Raw genomic sequence first — 19,301 nt, 5'->3', positions numbered from 1 at the left:
ATAAATTTTTTTAGATGAATTTATTGATTGAGGTTTGGGTTATCTTTTGACATAGCCTTGTTGGTTAAGATAAGGCAGCACGTCGGGACGTACGGGTTTATCCAAATAACTTTCAATGGTTTGCACCCAATCTGACCCTGCTTGACCACGCGCCGCATAATAATCTGCAACGGTTTGGTTATACTGCTCTAATTCGGATTTTTCAGCCGGTTCATATTGGTTGGTTGACACCACCAATGCCTTTGGCAAACGTGGACGCATGGCAGGGTTTTGGTCAGGGTAACCCAATGCCATGCCAAATAGCGGCACCACGCCTTGTGGCAGTTTGAGTATGTCGCCCATACGTCTTATATCATTGCGGATACTGCCCAAATACACACCACCCAATCCTATGCTCTCAGCTGCTAGTAGCAGATTTTGCGCCATAATGGCTGCATCAACCGCCCCAACAATGGTGACTTCAGTCCAATCAATTTGCGCATTGGGTACAAGGGTTTTGTGGCGGTGGTTGTCCATACAAAAAATTAGTAGCTCGGCACAGTGCTCCACGTAGGGATGACCGTATTTTTCCCCGTCTTTGGCTTGCTGGGCATCGGCACAAATACGGCGGATGTCATAGCGCCGCTTTGCATCTGTCACCCGAATAATGCTCGCCGACTGCAAAAATCCCGATGATGAGCCTGCCATCCCCGCTTCGATGAGCTGCTCAAACGTTGCTGCATCTATTGGTTGATTGGTGAATTTACGAATTGAGCGATGATTGAGTATCGTCTCTAAGGTGGGTTTACTGTCACTATTCTCACTATGTGTTGTCATGGTTTGCCTTATTATGGTTTGTGTTGTTATAAGTTGGCTTAGGGTTTGATTAGCCTTAGGGGTGGTATTTTTCAATCAGTTTTTGGGCTTGCACAATCACCGGGGTATCGACCATCTGTCCATCCATGGCAAATGCCGCAAGCCCTGTCTGTGCATAATGGTCAACCACTTTTTTGGCAAAGGCAAGCTGTGCTTGGCTGGGTCTAGCCAGTGCATTGACAATGGCGACTTGGTTTGGATGAATACATAGCATCCCTGAAAAACCCAAATCGCGCCACCCATTTACCCGCTGAGTCAAACCGTCATCGTCATTAAAAGGCGGATATACGCATTCAATCGGTGGGGTGAGCGCATTGATAGCACTATGCAAGCTTAGCTGATAACGGATTTGGTTGGCAACCATCTGACCTGCCTCGCTGTCTGCGCGCACGCCCAATTTTTCACAGATATCCAAAAAGCCAAAACTGAGCGCAGTCAATCCTGCGGCAGCGGCGATGTCGGGTATATTTGCCATGCCTTTGGGCGTCTCAATCAAGGCAATCATGGGTTTGGCGAGCGCATGACGGACGCGGTCAATCTCTATGGCGTGCTCGACTTTGGGTAGCACCACCCCAATCACGTTGTTCATTGCGGACGCTGGTAAAGATTTGAGCAAATCAATATCGCCCGCTTGGTGGTTGCTACTTGCGGCATTGATACGCACCCAAACAGGCTGGGCATCAGCGCCGCTTAGATAATTGACCACATTGTCACGCGATTGCATTTTGACACTATCACTGACCGCATCTTCTAAGTCAATTATCACCGTATCTGCGCCACGGGCAAAGGCTTTTTCCACCCGCTCAATATTGATGGCGGGTACAAACAAATAACTGGTTGCGCTCAATCCCTTGGGTTTTGCTACATTGTTTTCGCTCATGCGACATCCTTTTTCGTCCATTTTTGGTGACATATTCTTTTTGGCAAACAACTTATCAAACAGCTTATCAAATAACGCCGCCCTACCCAAAGTAAGGCGTTTTTTAGTTTATTTTAAAACCGTCAATTTGGCTTTTTCACTGCGGCTAAACAGTAAATTTAACACGATGGCGACCACTGTCGCCGTACCGATACCGCCCAAATTAAATTGTCCAATATGTAAGCTAAAATCCCCAGCCCCCATTATGACGGTCACCGCAGCAATGATTAAATTAGCATTTTTGCTAAAATCAATGTGATTATCCAGCCAAATTTTGACCCCTGCTACCGTGATAAGCCCAAACACCACGATAGAGGCACCGCCCAGTAACGGCGCTGGGATGGTATGTATAATCGCGCCAAATTTTGGTGACAGCCCCAGTAGCACAGCAATCAAGCCTGCCACCACAAAAACCGTGGTCGAGTATACTTTGGTCACTGCCATCACGCCGATATTTTCTGCATAGGTTGTCACGCCCGTACCGCCCATGCTCGATGACATCGCCGTACATAGACCATCGGCGAAAAACGCCCGTCCCATATAAGGCGATACCGCTTGTCCTGTCATGGCTTCTACCGCTTTGATATGTCCTAAATTTTCAGCGATTAAAATAAACGCAACTGGGGCAATCAAAATCATTGCGTTGATATCAAACGTCGGATGATAAAAATTGGGTAATCCAACCCAAGCTGCTTGGGCAACTGGGGTAAAATCAATCGGCTTGCCATACCCAAGCACATTGGTGAGCACAAAATATGCTATATACGCCAATACCAATCCAATCAGTAGCAACAAACGACGTAGCATACCGCGGCTAAACACAGCGACCGCACTGATACACAGCACCGTCATCAACGCAACCCAACTATCAAACTGGTTCCCCGACACGCCTTTGATAGTCACTGGCGCCAAATTTAGCCCGATAATCATCACAATCGCACCGGTTACCACAGGCGGCATGAGTTTCTCAATCCAGCCAACCCCTGTTTTCATCACAAGTAATCCGACCATGGCATAAAAAATACCACAGACAAAAATACCACCGAGCGCCACGGATAAATTACCGTTGAAGCCTGAGCCTGTATAAGCCGTCGCGGTAATCACTGGCGCGATAAACGCAAAACTTGACCCTAAATAACTGGGTACTCGCCCACCCGTCAAAAAGAAAAACAGCACCGTACTGAGCCCTGCCATCAAAATCGCAAGGTTGGCATCAAATCCCATCAATAACGGCGCAAGCACAGTTGCCCCGAACATCGCAAACGCATGTTGCAACCCAAGTAACAGACTTTTATCAGCAGGTAAATACTCATGAATACGGACAGGATGATGATCTAAATGCCCATCGTAAGGCTGCCATTTTGGGAACCAGCCGCTATCATTGCCGGTATTTTGATGGGTTGGTTGTCTTTGCGAATTTGCCATAATTTTGCTCTCATCTGTCAACTGCGCGAATTTTACACGTTATTTTTGTTTTGTCAAAAAACCCTGCGCTTTGAGCCAATCTTCTGCAGCAGCGACATACGGTTGACTGTAGTAATCGGCAAATTTTTGACGGTATGGCTTACGCTCACGCGCTTCATTAAAGTCCAAAATGGTTTGCTCATAATCGGCGAGCATTTGTGGTAACGCGTCAACTTGATACTGATTGTCAAAATACACCGCAGATTTTGGTAAACGCGGTTTTAGGCGCATTTTTACGCTAGGTTTACCGATACATAAGCCAAAAATTGGATAGGTATATTTTGGTAGCTGAAGCAGTTCGATTAAGTCATTGGCAATTATACGCAAACCGCCAATCGGACAAGTGGCATAACCCAAACTCTCTGCCGCCACCGTGGCATTTTGTGCCGCCAATGCCGTATCGGTAGCCAGGGTAATTAATGTATCACTATCCTTAAAACCCTCAAAGCTGCCGTCATATGCTTGACTGCTCAAATAGGAGCGATAACCATCCATCACAAATACCAAAAACACACTACATTGGGCAATCTGTGGGTTGCGAGGTTGCAAATCGACGATTTTTTGACGTAACGCCTTATCACTGATGTTGATAATGCTGTAGTGCTGTCCGTTTTGCCAACTTGGCGCTTGCTGGGCGCATTTGATGATGTCGTTTAATTGCGAATCTGGCACGGTGGCGCTACTGTCAAATTCTCGATACACCCGATGATTTTGTAAAAGTTCAATGGTTTGATTACTCACAGTTTGATTATTCATGGTTGCCCCGTTAGAAGTGATTTAAACATGATTTGATGATTGTTGATGTTGATACGGTCGCCAAAGTAGCGCCACCCCAATAAGCAAAACGATGGCAGAGACGGGCAGTAATGCAAGCCAAATATTTTTGCCTGTTGCAACTAGCGCAGTTAGCGGTCCGATAAGCTGCCCAAATGCAAAACTTGCGGTCATCAGTGCACTTAAGTTGTATTTAGGGTAGTGCGTGACTTGGCTTGCTGCCACTTGCAGCCCTGCCATCGTCACCACCATAAAAGTGCCGCCCACCATCAGCGCTGACAACATCAAACCTGCTAACGACTGCCAAAGCGCAGGCAATAACGTACCAACCGCCATGATGATTTGCGAGACTCGCCAAACGCCGAGCAAAGAAAAGTTGTTATAACGGCGTTGTAACCCCTGCGACAACACCACCGACAAAGCCGCCGCCAATCCAAAAAATGGCCAAATCAGCAAATAACTTTGCCCCGATAACCATTGCTTGGCGATTTGTGGCAAAAAAGTCGCAGGTAAAATATAGCCAAATCCAAATAAGCCGTAGGCGGTTAATACGTTCGCTAATTTTAGCTTGGCAGGTGGGGGTATGCTAGAAGAGGTAGGATTGGTATGGCTGGCTTTGGTATGTGCAGCTTTGCTAGGGTTGGTTTTGGCAGCGGCTATTGAGGCAGCGGCTGTTGTGGCAGGCTGTGAGTTGATTTTCGCCAGCAGAAAGGTGACAAGCAGGGTGGCGAGCAGTGCAATCACGCCTAAATACTGCCATAATCGACTCGATAATGGACTGAATGATGACTGGGCCGCGATAGTCGCCGTTGCTGATTGAAAAATAAAATAGCTACAAATCAATCCTGTAAGGGTGATACCGATACCGACACCCGTATAAATCAAGCCACTGCTGGCTACCTGTCTTGATTTTAACCAATTGATTGCAAACGCACTGATAGATACCAGCACCCAAGCGCTTGCAACGCCCGCCAAAAAGCGTAACACCAGTAACCAACCAAAACTGCCTAGCGAAGCCAGCCAAGTAGTAAGGGTCACCAAGGTGAGACCTAACACGACAAAAAGCGAGTGCCGCTTACTTTTAAGCAATGACAGCGCACCGACCAAATAGCCAATATAGTTGCTACTTGATAACCACGCCGTTTGCGCAAGATGCACCGTGCCTTCTTGTATCATTAAAGGCAAAATCGGTGTAAAGGCAAATCGCCCGATTCCCATTGCCACGGCAAGCGAGGTAGTCGCTAAGATAAAGCAAAATATAATCTGTTGTCGGTCAGATTGTGACATTTTGCATTACCCCTTGATTTTATTGATACGGCTTGTCAGCGTTTAAGCTTGCATTTTAAAGATTATTGAGCATACTTTGCAAGGTTTCCTTCACATTTTTGGACGACATATTAGCTTGGCTTAATATCAAAGCGTCGTTAACCATTGACTTTTTGTCTGCTACCAAGGCATTCCAATTTGATAAACCTTGAATCAAACGTGACGCCAACAGTGGGTTACGTTTATCCAAATCTTGCATCATGCTCAAATACTGCTCAACGCCCTGCTGTGTCCAAATTTTGGTAGGCTGCGCAAGCAATCCACCTAGCACTGCCCGCACACGATTTGGGGTATTGATATCAAAATCTTGATGTGACGTTAACGCAAAAATATCGGTAACGCTCGCCTGGCTGTCATTGGCTTGGACACCAAACCATAAATCCATCACCAATGCATCATGCTGAAAGCGTTGGTAAAAATCGGCAAGCCATTCGGCTTTTTGGGGCAAACCATGCTCCACCGCGGCATTTAACGCGCCTAAACGCTCGGTCATACAAGACGCTTGTTGGTATTGGGTGATCGCCCAGTGTTTGGCATCACTTACGCCTGCCAATAACGCCATATCCAGCACCACATTTCGCCACGCCCGCACGCCCATGGCTTCGGCTGTATCTTCATATGCGGTAATCGGCAGTTTGGCATACGCACTCTGCCAAATGTCTTTAAGCTCTACCGCTACGGCTTTTTTGACCGCTTGATGACGGGCACGAACTTGGCTAGGGTCATAGTCGGTCTGAATCGCACTGCCCAGCTCTCGCTCGCTTGGTATATCTAGTAACCGCGCCGCTAGCATGGGATCGGTTTCTGATAGCGCTGGCAGACTGGCTTTTAATGCCGTGATATAGGCATCGGTATCGGCATTTTGCAATAAAATACGATTGACCAACAACTGTGCCGCTTGCCAACGGTTAAAGCCATTGGTCTCATACTGCATCAAAAACGCCAAATCATCATCGCTATACTCAAAATTGAGCTGAACAGGTGCGGAAAAATCACGAAGCAATGACACCACAGGGTCAAAATCCGCTGTGGTAAACAAACCGTCAAAATTAAACGTCTGATGGTCATCGCGCAGTAACACCAAATCTTCCTGTACCAGTTGCCCATTGGCACGGTTAAAAATCGCCATTTTGATAGGAATTGGCAAAGCTTTTGGCGCAGGATAGCCAGCCACTGGGCGCGTGTGTTGGCTTAGCGTCAAGATAAGCTTGTCAGCTGTTTTTTCAAAATACCCTGATAACGTCGGCGTGCCTGGTTGGGTGTACCAATCAATAAATGTTTCAATACTTGGGTCTGCAACGCTCAGTGCAGATAACAAGTCTTCTACCGTGACCGCTTGCCCGTCATAACGGCGAAAATATTCGTCCGTGCCTTGGCGGAATTTTTCTTTGCCAAGCGTATTGGCAATCATGCGTACGATTTCTGCGCCTTTCTCGTACACTGTGGCGGTGTAGAAATTATTAATCTCGACAAAATGGTCAGGGCGTGGCGGGTGCGCCAATGGGCTGGCATCTTCAGGAAACTGCGCCGCTCGCAATGTTGCCACATCATCAATCCGCTGTACCGCAGGGGAATGCAGACTTTCAGAAAAAGACTGGTCACGAAATACGGTAAAGCCTTCTTTTAAGCACAGCTGAAACCAGTCACGGCAGGTGATACGGTTGCCCGTCCAGTTATGGAAGTATTCATGGGCAATCACTGATTTAACATTAAAGTTACGGCGATCGGTGGTGGTCTCTGGGCTAGATAGTACGCAAGCGGTGTTAAAGATATTTAATCCCTTGTTTTCCATCGCGCCCATATTAAACTGGCTAACTGCCACAATCATATAGCGGTCAAGGTCATATGCCCGTCCGTAGTTGTCTTCGTCCCATTTCATTGAGTCTTTTAACGCTTGCATGCCGACATGGCACTGCTCGATGTTCTCATGCTTGGCGTATAATTCAAGCAGCACCTCACGCCCTTCACTGGTGACATACTGATCGGTCAATACGTCCAAATCTGCCATCACGCAAGCGAATAGATAACTCGGTTTTTTGGTGGGGTCTTGCCACACCGCAAAATGACGAGTGCCCGCAAGCTCCCCTTGGTCGATTAAATTACCATTTGCCAATAGCGTTGGGTAAGTTTTATCGGCTTCAATGCGTGTGGTAAAGGTAGCAAGCACATCGGGACGGTCTGGATAAAAGGTAATTTTACGAAACCCTTCTGGCTCACACTGGGTACAGAACATTTTGTCCGCCCCTTCCCCTGCTTGGTATAAACCTTCAAGACTGGTATTGGTTTGCGGCACGATGGTGACAACGGTGGTAATCTGACAAGTGTCTGGCGCGTTAATAATCGTTAGGCTTTCTTGGTCTACTTGGTATTCGCTTTCGCTTAAATTTTTGCCGTTTAAGGTAATTGACTCAAGTTGTAATTCTCGTCCAAAGAGTACCAAATCGCCTGCTGTGTTTCTTGTCATGTCAAGATTGGCGGTGACGGTTGCATGCTTTTTATCAGGACCGTCAAACAACTCAATGTTAAGGTCAATGTGATTGACGCTAAAGACCGGCGGCGTGTAGTCTTTTAGATAGATTTTTTGCGGTTGATTACTACTTAATTGGTGACTATTTAAACTGGGGTCTGGCGTGGGTATATTAGCGGGTACATCAGGCATTTCGGTGTTTAATAAATGTGGGTTTTCGGTTTGGTTGGTTTCGGTGACGTTGGTCATATATTTCTTTAGCTCGCAATGTGTTGTTAAAAATTATTCTCATTCAATGTGGCTATTATGCCATAATTAATGACGTTTTTTGGTCATAAACCATAATGACTTTGTTATTACATTTTCATGCTATTTTTTTTATTTTTATCGGATAAAATTTTAACTCTTTTGACTCGTTTGTGGGTGACATGATGGATAATTTTGTAGGTAATTTATTTGATTTAGATTGGAAATTGATGGTAGTTCACATGTTTCAAATGGTGATAGCATTTGTATTGGTATTACCTGTAGGCTACAATCGTGAGAGCAGTCGCCAAAACATTGGGCTGCGCACTTTTCCGCTTGTAAGCCTGGCAAGCTGTAGTTTTGCGCTGCTTGCGTTTGAAGTGCAAGGCGAAGACCCCAGTGCGATGGGGCGCATCGTAAGCGGCGTGGTAACGGGAATTGGCTTTATCGGCGGTGGGGCAATTCTCAAAAAAGATGGCATGATTGAAGGGACGTCGACAGCGGCTGCGATTTGGTCGGCAGGCTGTGTGGGCGTGGCAGTGGCGATGGGGCGGCTAGAGATTGCGGTATTGATTAGTGTGTTTATGGTAGGGATTTTTTATTTTGTTAGTCCGTTAAAACAAAAACTTAGCAAGGATAATGATGATGTTTAATATAAAAAGTTGGATGACAGCTTAAACTTGCCCCAAGAAAAGCTGTTACTTTTCTTGGGGTAAAACCGCGCATTTAACACCCATCGTCCACCATCATTGCAACACAAATTCTCTTAGGCTTACCACTTTATCCCGCACTTTTGCCGCTTCCTCAAACTTCAAATCACGCGACAAGGATTTCATCTCTTTTTCTAGCCGTGCAATCTCTTTGGCAAGCAAATCAGGCGAACGCAAAATCGAAATATCCACATCGGGGAACGCATGGGTGACTGCAATCGCTTGGTTATCATTCGGGGCTTCTGCCTCGCCGGTGTCGATTTTATCGGTAATCTGACGGCGAGCGGACGTCGGCGTGATGCCATGTTCCTCGTTATACGCCATCTGTTTGGCACGGCGACGCTCGGTTTCTTCAATCGCTTTTTGCATACTTGGGGTAATGCTGTCAGCGTACAAAATCGCCTTACCATTCACATGACGCGCGGCACGACCGATGGTCTGAATGAGCGAACGCTCCGAACGTAAAAAGCCTTCTTTATCCGCATCAAAAATCGCCACCAAACTCACCTCAGGCATATCCAAGCCCTCACGCAATAGGTTGATACCGACCAGCACATCATGCACGCCTGTACGCAGTTCATGGATGATTTTCATGCGCTCCACCGTGTCAATATCCGAGTGCAAATAAGCGACTTTGATATTGTATTCTTTTAGATAACTGGTCAAATCTTCTGCCATGCGTTTGGTGAGCGTGGTAATCAGCACTCGCTCATCTTTGGCTTTACGAATGTTGATTTCTGATAGCACATCATCAACCTGAGTCAAGACAGGACGAATCTCCAGCTGAGGATCAACTAGACCGGTCGGACGTACCACTTGCTCTACGATCTGCTCACTATGCTCAAGCTCGTATTGGGCAGGGGTCGCCGATACAAAAATGGTCGCAGGGGTAATACGCTCCCATTCTTCAAACATCAGCGGGCGGTTATCCATCGCAGATGGGAGGCGAAAGCCATAATTGACCAAGGTTTCTTTACGACTTCTATCGCCTTTGTACATTGCGCCGACTTGTGGCACAGTTACATGGCTTTCGTCAATAAATAGCAAGGCGTCGGGCGGAATATAATCAAACAACGTCGGCGGTGCTTCACCCGCAGGACGTCCCGATAAATGGCGCGAATAGTTCTCAATGCCGTTACAGTAGCCAAGCTGTTGAATCATTTCCAAATCATAAGTGGTGCGTTCTTTGATACGCTGCGCTTCAATCAGTTTGTCATGCGCTCGAAAATACTCAAGACGTTGTTCAAGCTCGGCTTTGATAGTGCCACTGGCTCTTTCTAACTTGTCTCGTGGGGTGACATAGTGTGATTTTGGATAGATGGTAATGCGTGGCACACTGCGCACGTTCTTACCTGTCAACGGGTCAAACCAAGTGATTTTTTCCACTTCATCATCAAACATACTGATACGCACCGCAAGCTGTTCAGACTCAGCGGGGTAAATATCCAGTACTTCACCACGCAAGCGGTAAGTACCTCGCCCAAAGTCAAGCTCGTTACGCGTATATTGCAGCTCCACCAAGCGTTTGAGCATGGCAGTGCGGTCGATTTTGTCACCCACTACGATGTGAAGAAGCATTTTTAGGTAGCTTTCTGGGTCACCCAAACCATAGATACAAGATACCGATGCAATGATAATGGCATCACGACGTTCAAGTAGCGCACGCGTGGCGGACAGTCGCATTTGGTCGATATGGTCGTTAATGGCGCTGTCTTTTTCGATAAAGGTATCACTGGCAGGCACATATGCTTCAGGCTGATAGTAGTCGTAATAACTGACAAAATACTCCACAGCATTGTGCGGAAAAAACGCCTTAAACTCGCCATATAGCTGGGCGGCAAGGGTTTTGTTGTGTGCCATGATAATGGTGGGACGCTGGCATTGTGAAATTACTTTTGCCATGGTGTAGGTTTTACCTGAGCCTGTCACCCCTAAGAGCAGCTGACCGTGCATGCCTTTGTCGACACCGTCAACCAATTTGGCAATCGCTTGCGGTTGGTCGCCTGAGGGTTCAAATTCGGTCACCATCTCAAAAGGTTTACTTGAGATTTGGGTGCCACTGGCATTGACACCTGTGATTTGGGCATTATCTTGGATTTGGCGGGCAAGTTGACTAAGTTCACGTTCGGAGCGGGAAGATTGAGGTGGTCGCATTTTATTGTCTTTATCGTAGTCACAGATGGGTAAATAATGGGGTTGATGATTGAGAAGTTAAAGCAAAATAACGCGAAATATTGTATCAGTGACTGGTTATATCGAAAAAGACCACCCATTAACAAACCAGCCCTCATCAAATTTGTTAAAATCACCCCATTAGCCTATTCCAGTTAGGCATTTAAAAGCATTAGGTTAATTTGGCAAAATCCCTTATAATACCCCCTGACTTTTTCCACTGTAGCGGCAGTGACTTGTATGAGTCATTTTGCTATTAGTCATATTAATCATTTTTTCGTTAATCATTTTGCAAACTTGCTCGTGCTGTATCGCAGTCCGTGACTTTCTATTTTTGCTTTGTTCTGTTTTAAAAATGTAAAATAGAGATAGGTTTGCAAAGCGATTAATTTTCTATCACCCTTAATGTAATGAGAAAATTAAATGCGTGAATATCAACTATTTACCTCTGAATCTGTCAGTGAAGGTCACCCAGACAAACTCGCTGACCAAATCTCTGATGCTATCCTTGATGCCATCCTTGAGCAAGACATCCATGCGCGTGTGGCATGCGAAACCTTGACCAAAACAGGTGGCGTGGTGCTGGCGGGTGAAATCTCTACCACCGCCAATGTTGATTTTGAAAAAATCGTGCGTGATACCGTCCTGCGCGTTGGCTACAACAGCTCAGAGTTGGGCTTTGATGGCGCCACCTGCGCGGTTATCAATATGCTTGGCAAACAATCTCCCGAAATCGCCCAAGGCGTTGACCGCTCGCGCCCTGAAGAGCAAGGTGCCGGTGACCAAGGTTTGATGTTTGGTTATGCCACCCATGAGACGGATGTGTTGATGCCTGCCCCCATTCAGTTTTCTCATCGTTTGATGGAAAAGCAAGCTCAATTGCGTAAAGACGGCACATTGGCTTGGCTGCGTCCCGATGCCAAAGCGCAAGTCACGGTACGCTATGATGGCGACAAACCTGCGTTTATTGATGCGCTGGTACTATCAACCCAACATGATCCCAGTATCTCGCAAAAAGACTTGCATGAAGCGGTGATGGAAGAAATCATCAAGCCTGTCATTCCAGCCGCGATGCTGCACAAAGACACGAAGTATCATATCAACCCAACGGGGTTATTTGTGATTGGTGGTCCTGTGGGGGATGCAGGTTTGACGGGTCGTAAAATCATCGTAGACACGTATGGCGGTATGGCGCGTCACGGCGGCGGCGCGTTCTCAGGTAAAGATCCATCAAAAGTTGACCGTAGTGCAGCCTATGCAGGGCGTTATGTTGCCAAAAATATCGTAGCGGCAGGACTGGCGGAGCGCTGTGAAATTCAAGTAAGTTATGCCATTGGGGTGGCAGAGCCAACCTCTATCTCTGTCAACACTTTTGGCACGGGCAAAATCAGCGATGACAAGATTGTCGACTTTATTCGCCAGCATTTTGATTTACGTCCGTATGGTATCACGCGTATGCTTAACCTACTCCAACCCATGTATGAGCAAACAGCGAGCTATGGTCACTTCGGTCGCCAAGGCACTGAAACCGCTTTTACTTGGGAGCGTACTGACCGCGCAGCATTACTTAGAGCAGACGCAGGTTTATAATTTTATTGACGAAGTACAAGATTTGTAGGGTGCGTTTTACGCACCTTTTTAACTTTTTATTGATGGTAGAAAATTGTAGAGAAAATTTATGAGCGAAAACACCAACCAAATCACCGAAGAAATGAATGCGTTTTATGAGCGCGCTGATGAGTTTATCCAGCTTGCCAATACCCTTCGCACCGATGATATACACGCAGGTAAAATCAATGCCTCCATGCTGTATGCGGTCGCGCGTTTTAGCGCCTGGACAGCCGCCACTGGCTTTGTGAAAGGCACTGATTATGCCAAAGAAAAACAAGACATCATTGAGCACTTTACCAAGAATTTTGAGCGTATGCTGTCGGATAATATCGATGATTACGCCGAAAACTTCCAAAAATACATGCAAATTGGCAAACAATAAAAACTATTTTATCAACAAATTTTCGTTGATTTTAGGGCGATAGTTGGATAGATTAAAAATTAACATCCCACTAAAGAGATTGCTATGTCCGTCAAAATCGCCCTTACTACCCTTTTTCCTGTTCTTTCATTGCTTGGTCTATCCACCTTATCCAGCCATGCCGAAACAGTGGCAGGCTATCGCTTTGAAAATTACCCTGCCCCACTATATATAGGCAAACCTGCCAAACTTAACTATAAAAGCGACCCAATTGCAAAGTTGTTTAAAACTCGGATTACTGAAGCCTATCAACAAGGTGAGATAGGTTTTGGGGGCAACTTTGTGGTGACAATGTGGGGCTGTGGCACAGGGTGTATCAGTGGGGCAATGGCAGATAAACGTACGGGACGTGTGTATCCGCTACCCATTAACGAAGAAACTGCGTATGACTTTGGCTGTTGGTCAGTCGATGATAGCGATGAAGATGAACGAGTGAGTTTTTACCCCAATAGCCGTTTGTTGATTACTCGTACTTGTGAGCAAGCGCCTATTGAAAACAGCAACACCGCCAAACGCCATGTTACCTATTACGTGAATGTATGGAATGATAAAGCCAAAAAATTCAATCTTATCAAAACTGTCAAACAAAAAAAAATGGTGATCACTGAATAACAAACCACCACCGAATAACCCAATTTAACAACCCAAGATGAGGCAGACAAAAATGCTAAGTTCAGCCTAATAAGCTGCTTCAACCCATCAATACCTAGAATAACTCAGAAGATAAGCGTGCTAATAAACTTAGAATAAACGCGATAATAGCACGCCCATCAGCACCATGACTAATATAATCACGCTCACTCGCCACACCCAACGTGGAATCAATGGCACTTTGATATTTTCTTGTTTAAGATGATTATCAAGCCCTTGTGTCAATGTGCTAAAGCCTTGCTCTTTAGTCCCTGCTGATGGCGCAGGATGGGCTATAGGCGGCGTTTGGATTTTTGCTGCTAACGCTTGATTTTCATACGCATCAATTTGTTGTTTTGCCTCGTCTAAGCTAATCCCCTGCTCTTGTGCGTGGGTTTTGATGGCGATGACGTAGTTTTTTTTATCGACCAGTTGTTTGATATGACTCGGTAACGTTGATTGTGCCATAAGTAATTCCTCAAATTTTAACCTGTATATCATGCCTAGTTTGTTAAACTTATTTTAGAAGAATGTAGCAACGAGCGCCTGTTTATTGTAAATAAATGTAAATAAACGATTCATATTTTGAGCAAAATATTCACCTTTTAAAAGTCAAAGCGACTAATTATGTAAAAATAGAAGTTTACTATTCATTTTTCACATACTGTTATTTTTACTTAACTTAATTTTTAAAAATCCGGTACTGACAGCTAGTTTTTTTGTGCGTATACTTGTGGGTATACTAAGGCAAAGCAGCAAATAACCTGCCTTGCCCAAAACCTAAAGCAGGGCTGATTAACCCTAACTTTGCTATTTTCCCCTTCAATCATGTAAAAAGGAAGCAACATGGCACCTATCTCTGCAGGTCGCAAATTCCGTGACGCCATCGAGTCTGAAAAAGCCGAAGGTCGTCCCCTTCAAATCGTTGGTACTATCAATGCCTATACTGCCATGATGGCAAGCCAAGTCGGTCATAAAGCGATTTATCTTTCAGGTGGCGGTGTTGCTAACGCCTCATTCGGTTTGCCCGACCTTGGTATGACGAGCCTTAACGATGTATTGACCGATGCCACCCGTATCACCAATGCGGTTGACACGCCATTATTGGTTGACATCGACACAGGTTGGGGCGGCGCATTTAACATCGCCCAAACCATTAAACAAATGGAAAAAGCAGGCGTTGCCGCGATCCATATCGAAGACCAAGTGGCGCAAAAACGCTGTGGTCATCGCCCCAACAAAGAAATCGTCTCAACTAGCGAGATGGTTGACCGTCTAAAAGCTGCGCTGGATGCCAAAGTTGACCCAGATTTTGTGGTGATGGCACGAACCGATGCGCTGTCAGTGGAAGGTTTGGATGCTGCGGTTGAACGTGCGGTGGCGTTTCAAGAAGCAGGCGCGGACATGATTTTTGCTGAAGCGTTGACCGATATCGCCATGTACCGCAAATTTACCGACGTGTTAGACATTCCCGTGCTTGCCAATATGACTGAGTTTGGGCAAACCGACCTTTACAGCACCAAAGAGCTGTTTGACGTGGGTGTTGACATGGTGCTTTATCCATTATCTGCGTTTCGTGCCATGAATAAAGCCGCCCTCAATGTCTACCAAGCGTTAAAAGATGAAGGCGTACAAACCTCCGTGGTCGACACCATGCAAACTCGCATGGAATTGTATGATTTCTTAAACTACCACTCATACGAGCAAAAATTGGACGCATTATTTAAATCAAAAAAATAATTGGCGAACTATGCCAAACACTTAATACCAAACATTTAATAAAGCTAAAAAGGAGTTTTACCATGTCAAAAGACACCCCAGTGACAGACACGACTGACAACAAGCCAAAACCCAAAAAGAGCGTTGCCCTATCAGGCGTACCTGCCGGTAACACTGCCCTATGTACCGTAGGTCGTACAGGCAATGACTTAAGCTATCGTGGTTATGATATTTTGGATTTGGCAAAAGACAGCGAGTTTGAAGAAGTGGCGCACCTACTGATTCATGGTCATTTGCCAAACCGTCATGAGCTAACAGCGTACAAGAAAAAACTCAAAACCCTGCGTAACTTGCCGGTCAATGTACTGGCGGTGCTTGAAGCCCTGCCTGCCCACGCCCACCCGATGGATGTGATGCGTACTGGCGTATCGGCACTCGGCTGCACCTTGCCCGAGCGTGAAAGCCAACCTACCTCAGAAGCCCGTGATATCGCCGACAAGCTTATCGCCTCATTAGGCTCAATGCTGTTGTACTGGTACCACTACAGCCACAATGGCAAAGTCATCAGCCTTGAGAGCGACCAAGACAGCATTGGCGGTCACTTCCTTGAGCTGCTACAAGGCGAAGCCCCCAGTGAAAGCCATATCAAAGCCATGCACATCTCACTCATCTTATACGCTGAGCATGAGTTTAATGCATCAACCTTTACCAGCCGCGTGATCACGGGGACTGGCTCGGATATGTACTCCGCCATCTCAGGCGCAATCGGTGCATTAAAAGGTCCAAAACATGGCGGCGCCAATGAAGTGGCGTATGACATCCAAAAACGCTACCGCAATGCCGACGACGCGGAAAAAGACATCCTTGAACGTCTTGAGAAAAAGGAAGTTATCATTGGCTTTGGTCACCCTGTGTATACCGTGAGCGACCCACGCAACGTGGTTATCAAAGAAGTGGCTCGCAACTTATCCAAAGAAACGGGCGACATGACCCTATTTGATGTGGCAGAACGCCTAGAAAGCGTGATGTGGGACAACAAAAAAATGTTCCCAAATCTCGACTGGTTCTCAGCGGTCAGCTACCACAAAATGGGCGTGCCCACTGCCATGTTTACCCCATTATTTGTGATTGCGCGTACTGCTGGCTGGTCAGCGCACGTGCTTGAGCAACGTGCCGATGGCAAAATCATCCGTCCATCTGCCAACTACACAGGCCCTGATGACCAAAAATTTGTACCGCTGGATGAGCGCCAATAATTAGCGTTTTAATCGTATAAAAAGCCTTTCAGGTCAGCTTACCCATTGATTTGAAGGGCTTTTTTTCTAATGGATTATTAATTTTAAGGTTAAGCCAAATGACAAGCCAATACCGCAAGCCCTTACCCAATTCTGATTTGGAATACTTTGACACCCGCCAAGCGGTGAATGACATCACCCCAGACGCGTATGACAAACTCCCCTACACCTCGCGTATTTTAGCTGAGCAACTGGTGCGTAAAGTCAGCGACCCAAACGAACTGACCGCTGCGCTCAAACAGCTCATCAACCGCGAGCGTACCCTAGACTTTCCTTGGTACCCTGCCCGTGTGGTGTGTCACGACATCTTGGGTCAAACTGCCCTTGTGGACTTGGCAGGCTTGCGTGATGCCATCGCTGAGCAAGGCGGCGACCCAAGCAAGGTCAACCCTGTGGTACAAACCCAGCTGATTGTTGACCACTCGCTTGCTGTGGAATGTGGTGGTTATGACCCAGATGCGTTTGAAAAAAACCGCGCCATCGAAGACCGCCGCAACGAAGACCGTTTTCACTTTATCAACTGGACAAAGACTGCCTTCGAAAACGTCGACGTGATTCCAGCAGGCAACGGCATCATGCACCAAATCAATCTGGAAAAAATGTCACCTGTTATCCAAGTACAAAACGGCATCGCCTACCCAGATACTTGCGTGGGCACAGACAGCCATACCCCACACGTGGATGCGCTGGGAGTGATTTCGGTGGGTGTCGGTGGACTGGAAGCAGAAACCGTGATGCTCGGTCACCCATCGATGATGCGTCTGCCTGATATCGTGGGCGTACACCTCAAAGGCAAACGCCAAGCAGGCATCACCGCCACCGATATCGTACTTGCACTCACTGAGTTTTTGCGTAAAGAGCGCGTAGTCGGTGCCTATGTGGAATTCTTCGGTGAAGGTGCAGACAGCCTATCCATTGGCGACCGTGCCACCATCGCCAACATGACCCCAGAATATGGCGCAACCGCAGGGTTATTTTATATTGATGGGCAAACCATCGACTATCTACGCCTCACAGGTCGTGAAGACAAACAAGTCGAACTGGTAGAAAACTATGCCAAAACCGCAGGGCTTTGGTCATCTGACCTCGTCAATGCCGACTATGAGCGTGTGCTTGAGTTTGATTTGTCACTTGTCACCCGTAACATGGCAGGTCCTTCAAATCCCCACGCGCGCGTATCGACTTCTGAGCTCTCTGCCAAAGGCATTGCCCATGCCGAAGGTGAAGCCGTGCCTGAGTCAGAGAATGGCTTAATGCCTGATGGGGCGGTGATTATCGCCGCTATTACCTCGTGTACCAACACCTCAAACCCTCGTAACGTAGTGGCAGCGGCATTGCTTGCCAAAAAAGCCAACGAACTTGGCTTGACACGTAAACCTTGGGTGAAATCATCCTTCGCCCCGGGCTCAAAAGTGGCTGAACTGTACTTGCAAGACGCTAACCTATTGCCAGAACTGGAAAAACTCGGCTTTGGTATCGTGGCATTTGCCTGTACCACTTGTAACGGTATGTCGGGTGCGTTAGATCCAGCGATTCAGCAAGAAATCATCGACCGTGACTTGTATGCCACTGCGGTGCTATCAGGCAACCGCAACTTTGATGGACGTATCCACCCATATGCCAAACAAGCCTTCTTAGCAAGCCCGCCGTTAGTCGTCGCGTATGCGATTGCAGGGACGATTCGTTTTGACATCGAAAAAGACGTACTTGGCGTGGTCAATGGTAAAGAGATTCGCCTGATTGACATTTGGCCATCGGATGAAGAGATTGACGCGATTGTGACAAAACACGTCAAACCTGAGCAATTCCGTCAAATCTATATCCCGATGTTCAACCTTGACCGCAGCGAAAAAGCTGACAGCCCACTTTACAACTGGCGACCCATGTCAACCTATATCCGCCGTCCACCCTACTGGGAAGGCGCGCTAGCGGGTGAACGCACCCTCAAAGGCATGCGCCCCCTCGCCATCTTGCCTGACAATATCACCACCGACCACTTGTCGCCGTCCAATGCGATTTTGGCAAGCTCGGCGGCAGGCGAATACTTGGCAAAAATGGGCTTACCCGAAGAAGACTTTAACAGCTATGCCACCCACCGCGGCGACCATTTAACCGCGCAACGTGCGACCTTTGCCAATCCAAAACTATTTAATGAAATGGTGAAAAATGACGATGGCAGTACCAAACAAGGCTCACTGGCTCGCGTTGAGCCTGAAGGTCAAGTGATGCGGATGTGGGAAGCGATTGAGACTTATATGAACCGTAAGCAACCACTCATCATCATCGCCGGGGCGGACTATGGTCAAGGCTCTAGCCGTGACTGGGCTGCCAAAGGCGTGCGTCTGGCTGGGGTGGAAGCGATTGTGGCGGAAGGGTTCGAGCGGATTCACCGTACCAATCTTATCGGTATGGGCGTGCTGCCGCTTGAATTTAAAGCTGGGACGACGCGTATCACGCTAGGGCTAGATGGGACTGAGACGTATGATGTGATTGGTGACATCTCGCCACGTTGTGATTTGACGCTGGTGATTAATAAAGAAGGCTCTCAGCCGCTTGAAGTGCCTGTGACCTGCCGTTTGGATACGCAGGCAGAAGTGGATACTTATAAAGCCGGCGGCGTATTGCAAAAATTCGCGCAAGACTTCTTAAAAGGTGAAGTGGCGTAATTTTTATGAAATTAAAAGAGAGATGA

At 46.9% G+C, this 19,301-nt stretch carries 15 protein-coding genes; 7 read left to right on the top strand and 8 right to left on the bottom strand.

Going from position 1 to position 19,301, the window contains the following annotated elements; translation table 11 throughout:
• Positions 1–39: 39 nt before the first annotated feature.
• From nfsA to pepN, 6 genes are all read right to left on the bottom strand, one after another.
• The gene (gene nfsA / locus RTJ53_RS01085; protein ID WP_312275467.1) at positions 40–816 is read right to left on the bottom strand and encodes an oxygen-insensitive NADPH nitroreductase; all 777 of its coding nucleotides are present in this window, start codon (positions 814–816) and stop codon (positions 40–42) included.
• Between the two features lie 55 nt (positions 817–871).
• On the bottom strand, positions 872–1,735 hold the full coding sequence (locus RTJ53_RS01080) for an HpcH/HpaI aldolase/citrate lyase family protein (RefSeq protein ID WP_312275466.1): 864 nt from the start codon (positions 1,733–1,735) through the stop codon (positions 872–874).
• Between the two features lie 108 nt (positions 1,736–1,843).
• On the bottom strand, positions 1,844–3,199 hold the full coding sequence (locus tag RTJ53_RS01075) for a solute carrier family 23 protein (protein ID WP_312275465.1): 1,356 nt from the start codon (positions 3,197–3,199) through the stop codon (positions 1,844–1,846).
• A gap of 39 nt (positions 3,200–3,238) precedes the next feature.
• Complete coding sequence (locus RTJ53_RS01070) at positions 3,239–3,994, bottom strand: nitroreductase family protein (RefSeq protein WP_312275464.1); 756 nt, start codon at positions 3,992–3,994, stop codon at positions 3,239–3,241.
• Positions 3,995–4,015: 21 nt separating this feature from the next.
• Complete coding sequence (locus tag RTJ53_RS01065; protein WP_312275463.1) at positions 4,016–5,299, bottom strand: YbfB/YjiJ family MFS transporter; 1,284 nt, start codon at positions 5,297–5,299, stop codon at positions 4,016–4,018.
• 55 nt (positions 5,300–5,354) lie between these two features.
• Positions 5,355–7,997, bottom strand: a complete 2,643-nt coding sequence (gene pepN / locus RTJ53_RS01060; RefSeq protein WP_312275909.1) for an aminopeptidase N — start codon at positions 7,995–7,997, stop codon at positions 5,355–5,357.
• Between the two features lie 239 nt (positions 7,998–8,236).
• On the opposite strand from pepN, the gene RTJ53_RS01055 reads away from it, so the two are divergent.
• Entirely contained in the window at positions 8,237–8,704 is a 468-nt protein-coding gene (locus RTJ53_RS01055; protein WP_312275462.1) for an MgtC/SapB family protein, read from the top strand.
• Positions 8,705–8,797: 93 nt separating this feature from the next.
• On the opposite strand, the gene uvrB is transcribed toward RTJ53_RS01055, so the two are convergent.
• A complete protein-coding gene (gene uvrB, locus RTJ53_RS01050; RefSeq protein WP_312275461.1) occupies positions 8,798–10,915 on the bottom strand; it encodes an excinuclease ABC subunit UvrB in 2,118 nt (705 codons plus the stop codon).
• Positions 10,916–11,356: 441 nt separating this feature from the next.
• Between uvrB and metK the strand changes: the two genes are divergently transcribed.
• From metK to RTJ53_RS01035, 3 genes are all read left to right on the top strand, one after another.
• On the top strand, positions 11,357–12,523 hold the full coding sequence (gene metK / locus RTJ53_RS01045) for a methionine adenosyltransferase (protein WP_007115720.1): 1,167 nt from the start codon (positions 11,357–11,359) through the stop codon (positions 12,521–12,523).
• Positions 12,524–12,611: 88 nt separating this feature from the next.
• The gene (locus RTJ53_RS01040) at positions 12,612–12,926 is read left to right on the top strand and encodes a DUF3144 domain-containing protein (protein ID WP_312275460.1); all 315 of its coding nucleotides are present in this window, start codon (positions 12,612–12,614) and stop codon (positions 12,924–12,926) included.
• 84 nt (positions 12,927–13,010) lie between these two features.
• Positions 13,011–13,577, top strand: a complete 567-nt coding sequence (locus RTJ53_RS01035; RefSeq protein ID WP_312275459.1) for a hypothetical protein — start codon at positions 13,011–13,013, stop codon at positions 13,575–13,577.
• A 129-nt stretch (positions 13,578–13,706) separates the two neighbouring features.
• Here the strand turns inward: RTJ53_RS01035 and RTJ53_RS01030 are convergent, their stop codons facing one another.
• Positions 13,707–14,063, bottom strand: a complete 357-nt coding sequence (locus tag RTJ53_RS01030) for a hypothetical protein (protein WP_312275458.1) — start codon at positions 14,061–14,063, stop codon at positions 13,707–13,709.
• Between the two features lie 378 nt (positions 14,064–14,441).
• Between RTJ53_RS01030 and prpB the strand changes: the two genes are divergently transcribed.
• The 3 genes from prpB (at position 14,442) to acnD (ending at position 19,275) form a co-directional block, all read left to right on the top strand.
• On the top strand, positions 14,442–15,335 hold the full coding sequence (prpB, locus tag RTJ53_RS01025; protein ID WP_312275457.1) for a methylisocitrate lyase: 894 nt from the start codon (positions 14,442–14,444) through the stop codon (positions 15,333–15,335).
• 62 nt (positions 15,336–15,397) lie between these two features.
• Positions 15,398–16,570: a bifunctional 2-methylcitrate synthase/citrate synthase gene (gene prpC, locus RTJ53_RS01020; RefSeq protein ID WP_312275456.1), complete on the top strand. Its 1,173-nt coding sequence runs from the start codon at positions 15,398–15,400 to the stop codon at positions 16,568–16,570.
• Positions 16,571–16,668: 98 nt separating this feature from the next.
• Positions 16,669–19,275: a Fe/S-dependent 2-methylisocitrate dehydratase AcnD gene (gene acnD, locus RTJ53_RS01015; protein ID WP_312275455.1), complete on the top strand. Its 2,607-nt coding sequence runs from the start codon at positions 16,669–16,671 to the stop codon at positions 19,273–19,275.
• Positions 19,276–19,301 lie beyond the last annotated feature (26 nt).

Source organism: Moraxella sp. CTOTU46711 (assembly GCF_031975715.1).
In the GTDB taxonomy this organism is placed as follows: domain Bacteria; phylum Pseudomonadota; class Gammaproteobacteria; order Pseudomonadales; family Moraxellaceae; genus Faucicola.
This window is presented reverse-complemented; position numbering and strand designations above follow the sequence as displayed.

Excerpts from the sequence above, each read along its gene's own strand:
- nfsA (WP_312275467.1), bottom strand. The coding sequence starts at position 816 with ATGACAACACATAGTGAGAATAGTGACAGTAAACCCACCTTAGAGACG.
- RTJ53_RS01035 (WP_312275459.1), top strand. The coding sequence starts at position 13,011 with ATGTCCGTCAAAATCGCCCTTACTACCCTTTTTCCTGTTCTTTCATTG.
- prpC (WP_312275456.1), top strand. The coding sequence starts at position 15,398 with ATGTCAAAAGACACCCCAGTGACAGACACGACTGACAACAAGCCAAAA.
- prpB (WP_312275457.1), top strand. The coding sequence starts at position 14,442 with ATGGCACCTATCTCTGCAGGTCGCAAATTCCGTGACGCCATCGAGTCT.
- RTJ53_RS01040 (WP_312275460.1), top strand. The coding sequence starts at position 12,612 with ATGAGCGAAAACACCAACCAAATCACCGAAGAAATGAATGCGTTTTAT.
- RTJ53_RS01055 (WP_312275462.1), top strand. The coding sequence starts at position 8,237 with ATGGATAATTTTGTAGGTAATTTATTTGATTTAGATTGGAAATTGATG.
- acnD (WP_312275455.1), top strand. The coding sequence starts at position 16,669 with ATGACAAGCCAATACCGCAAGCCCTTACCCAATTCTGATTTGGAATAC.
- RTJ53_RS01065 (WP_312275463.1), bottom strand. The coding sequence starts at position 5,299 with ATGTCACAATCTGACCGACAACAGATTATATTTTGCTTTATCTTAGCG.
- RTJ53_RS01080 (WP_312275466.1), bottom strand. The coding sequence starts at position 1,735 with ATGAGCGAAAACAATGTAGCAAAACCCAAGGGATTGAGCGCAACCAGT.
- uvrB (WP_312275461.1), bottom strand. The coding sequence starts at position 10,915 with ATGCGACCACCTCAATCTTCCCGCTCCGAACGTGAACTTAGTCAACTT.
- metK (WP_007115720.1), top strand. The coding sequence starts at position 11,357 with ATGCGTGAATATCAACTATTTACCTCTGAATCTGTCAGTGAAGGTCAC.
- RTJ53_RS01075 (WP_312275465.1), bottom strand. The coding sequence starts at position 3,199 with ATGGCAAATTCGCAAAGACAACCAACCCATCAAAATACCGGCAATGAT.
- RTJ53_RS01070 (WP_312275464.1), bottom strand. The coding sequence starts at position 3,994 with ATGAATAATCAAACTGTGAGTAATCAAACCATTGAACTTTTACAAAAT.
- RTJ53_RS01030 (WP_312275458.1), bottom strand. The coding sequence starts at position 14,063 with ATGGCACAATCAACGTTACCGAGTCATATCAAACAACTGGTCGATAAA.
- pepN (WP_312275909.1), bottom strand. The coding sequence starts at position 7,997 with ATGCCTGATGTACCCGCTAATATACCCACGCCAGACCCCAGTTTAAAT.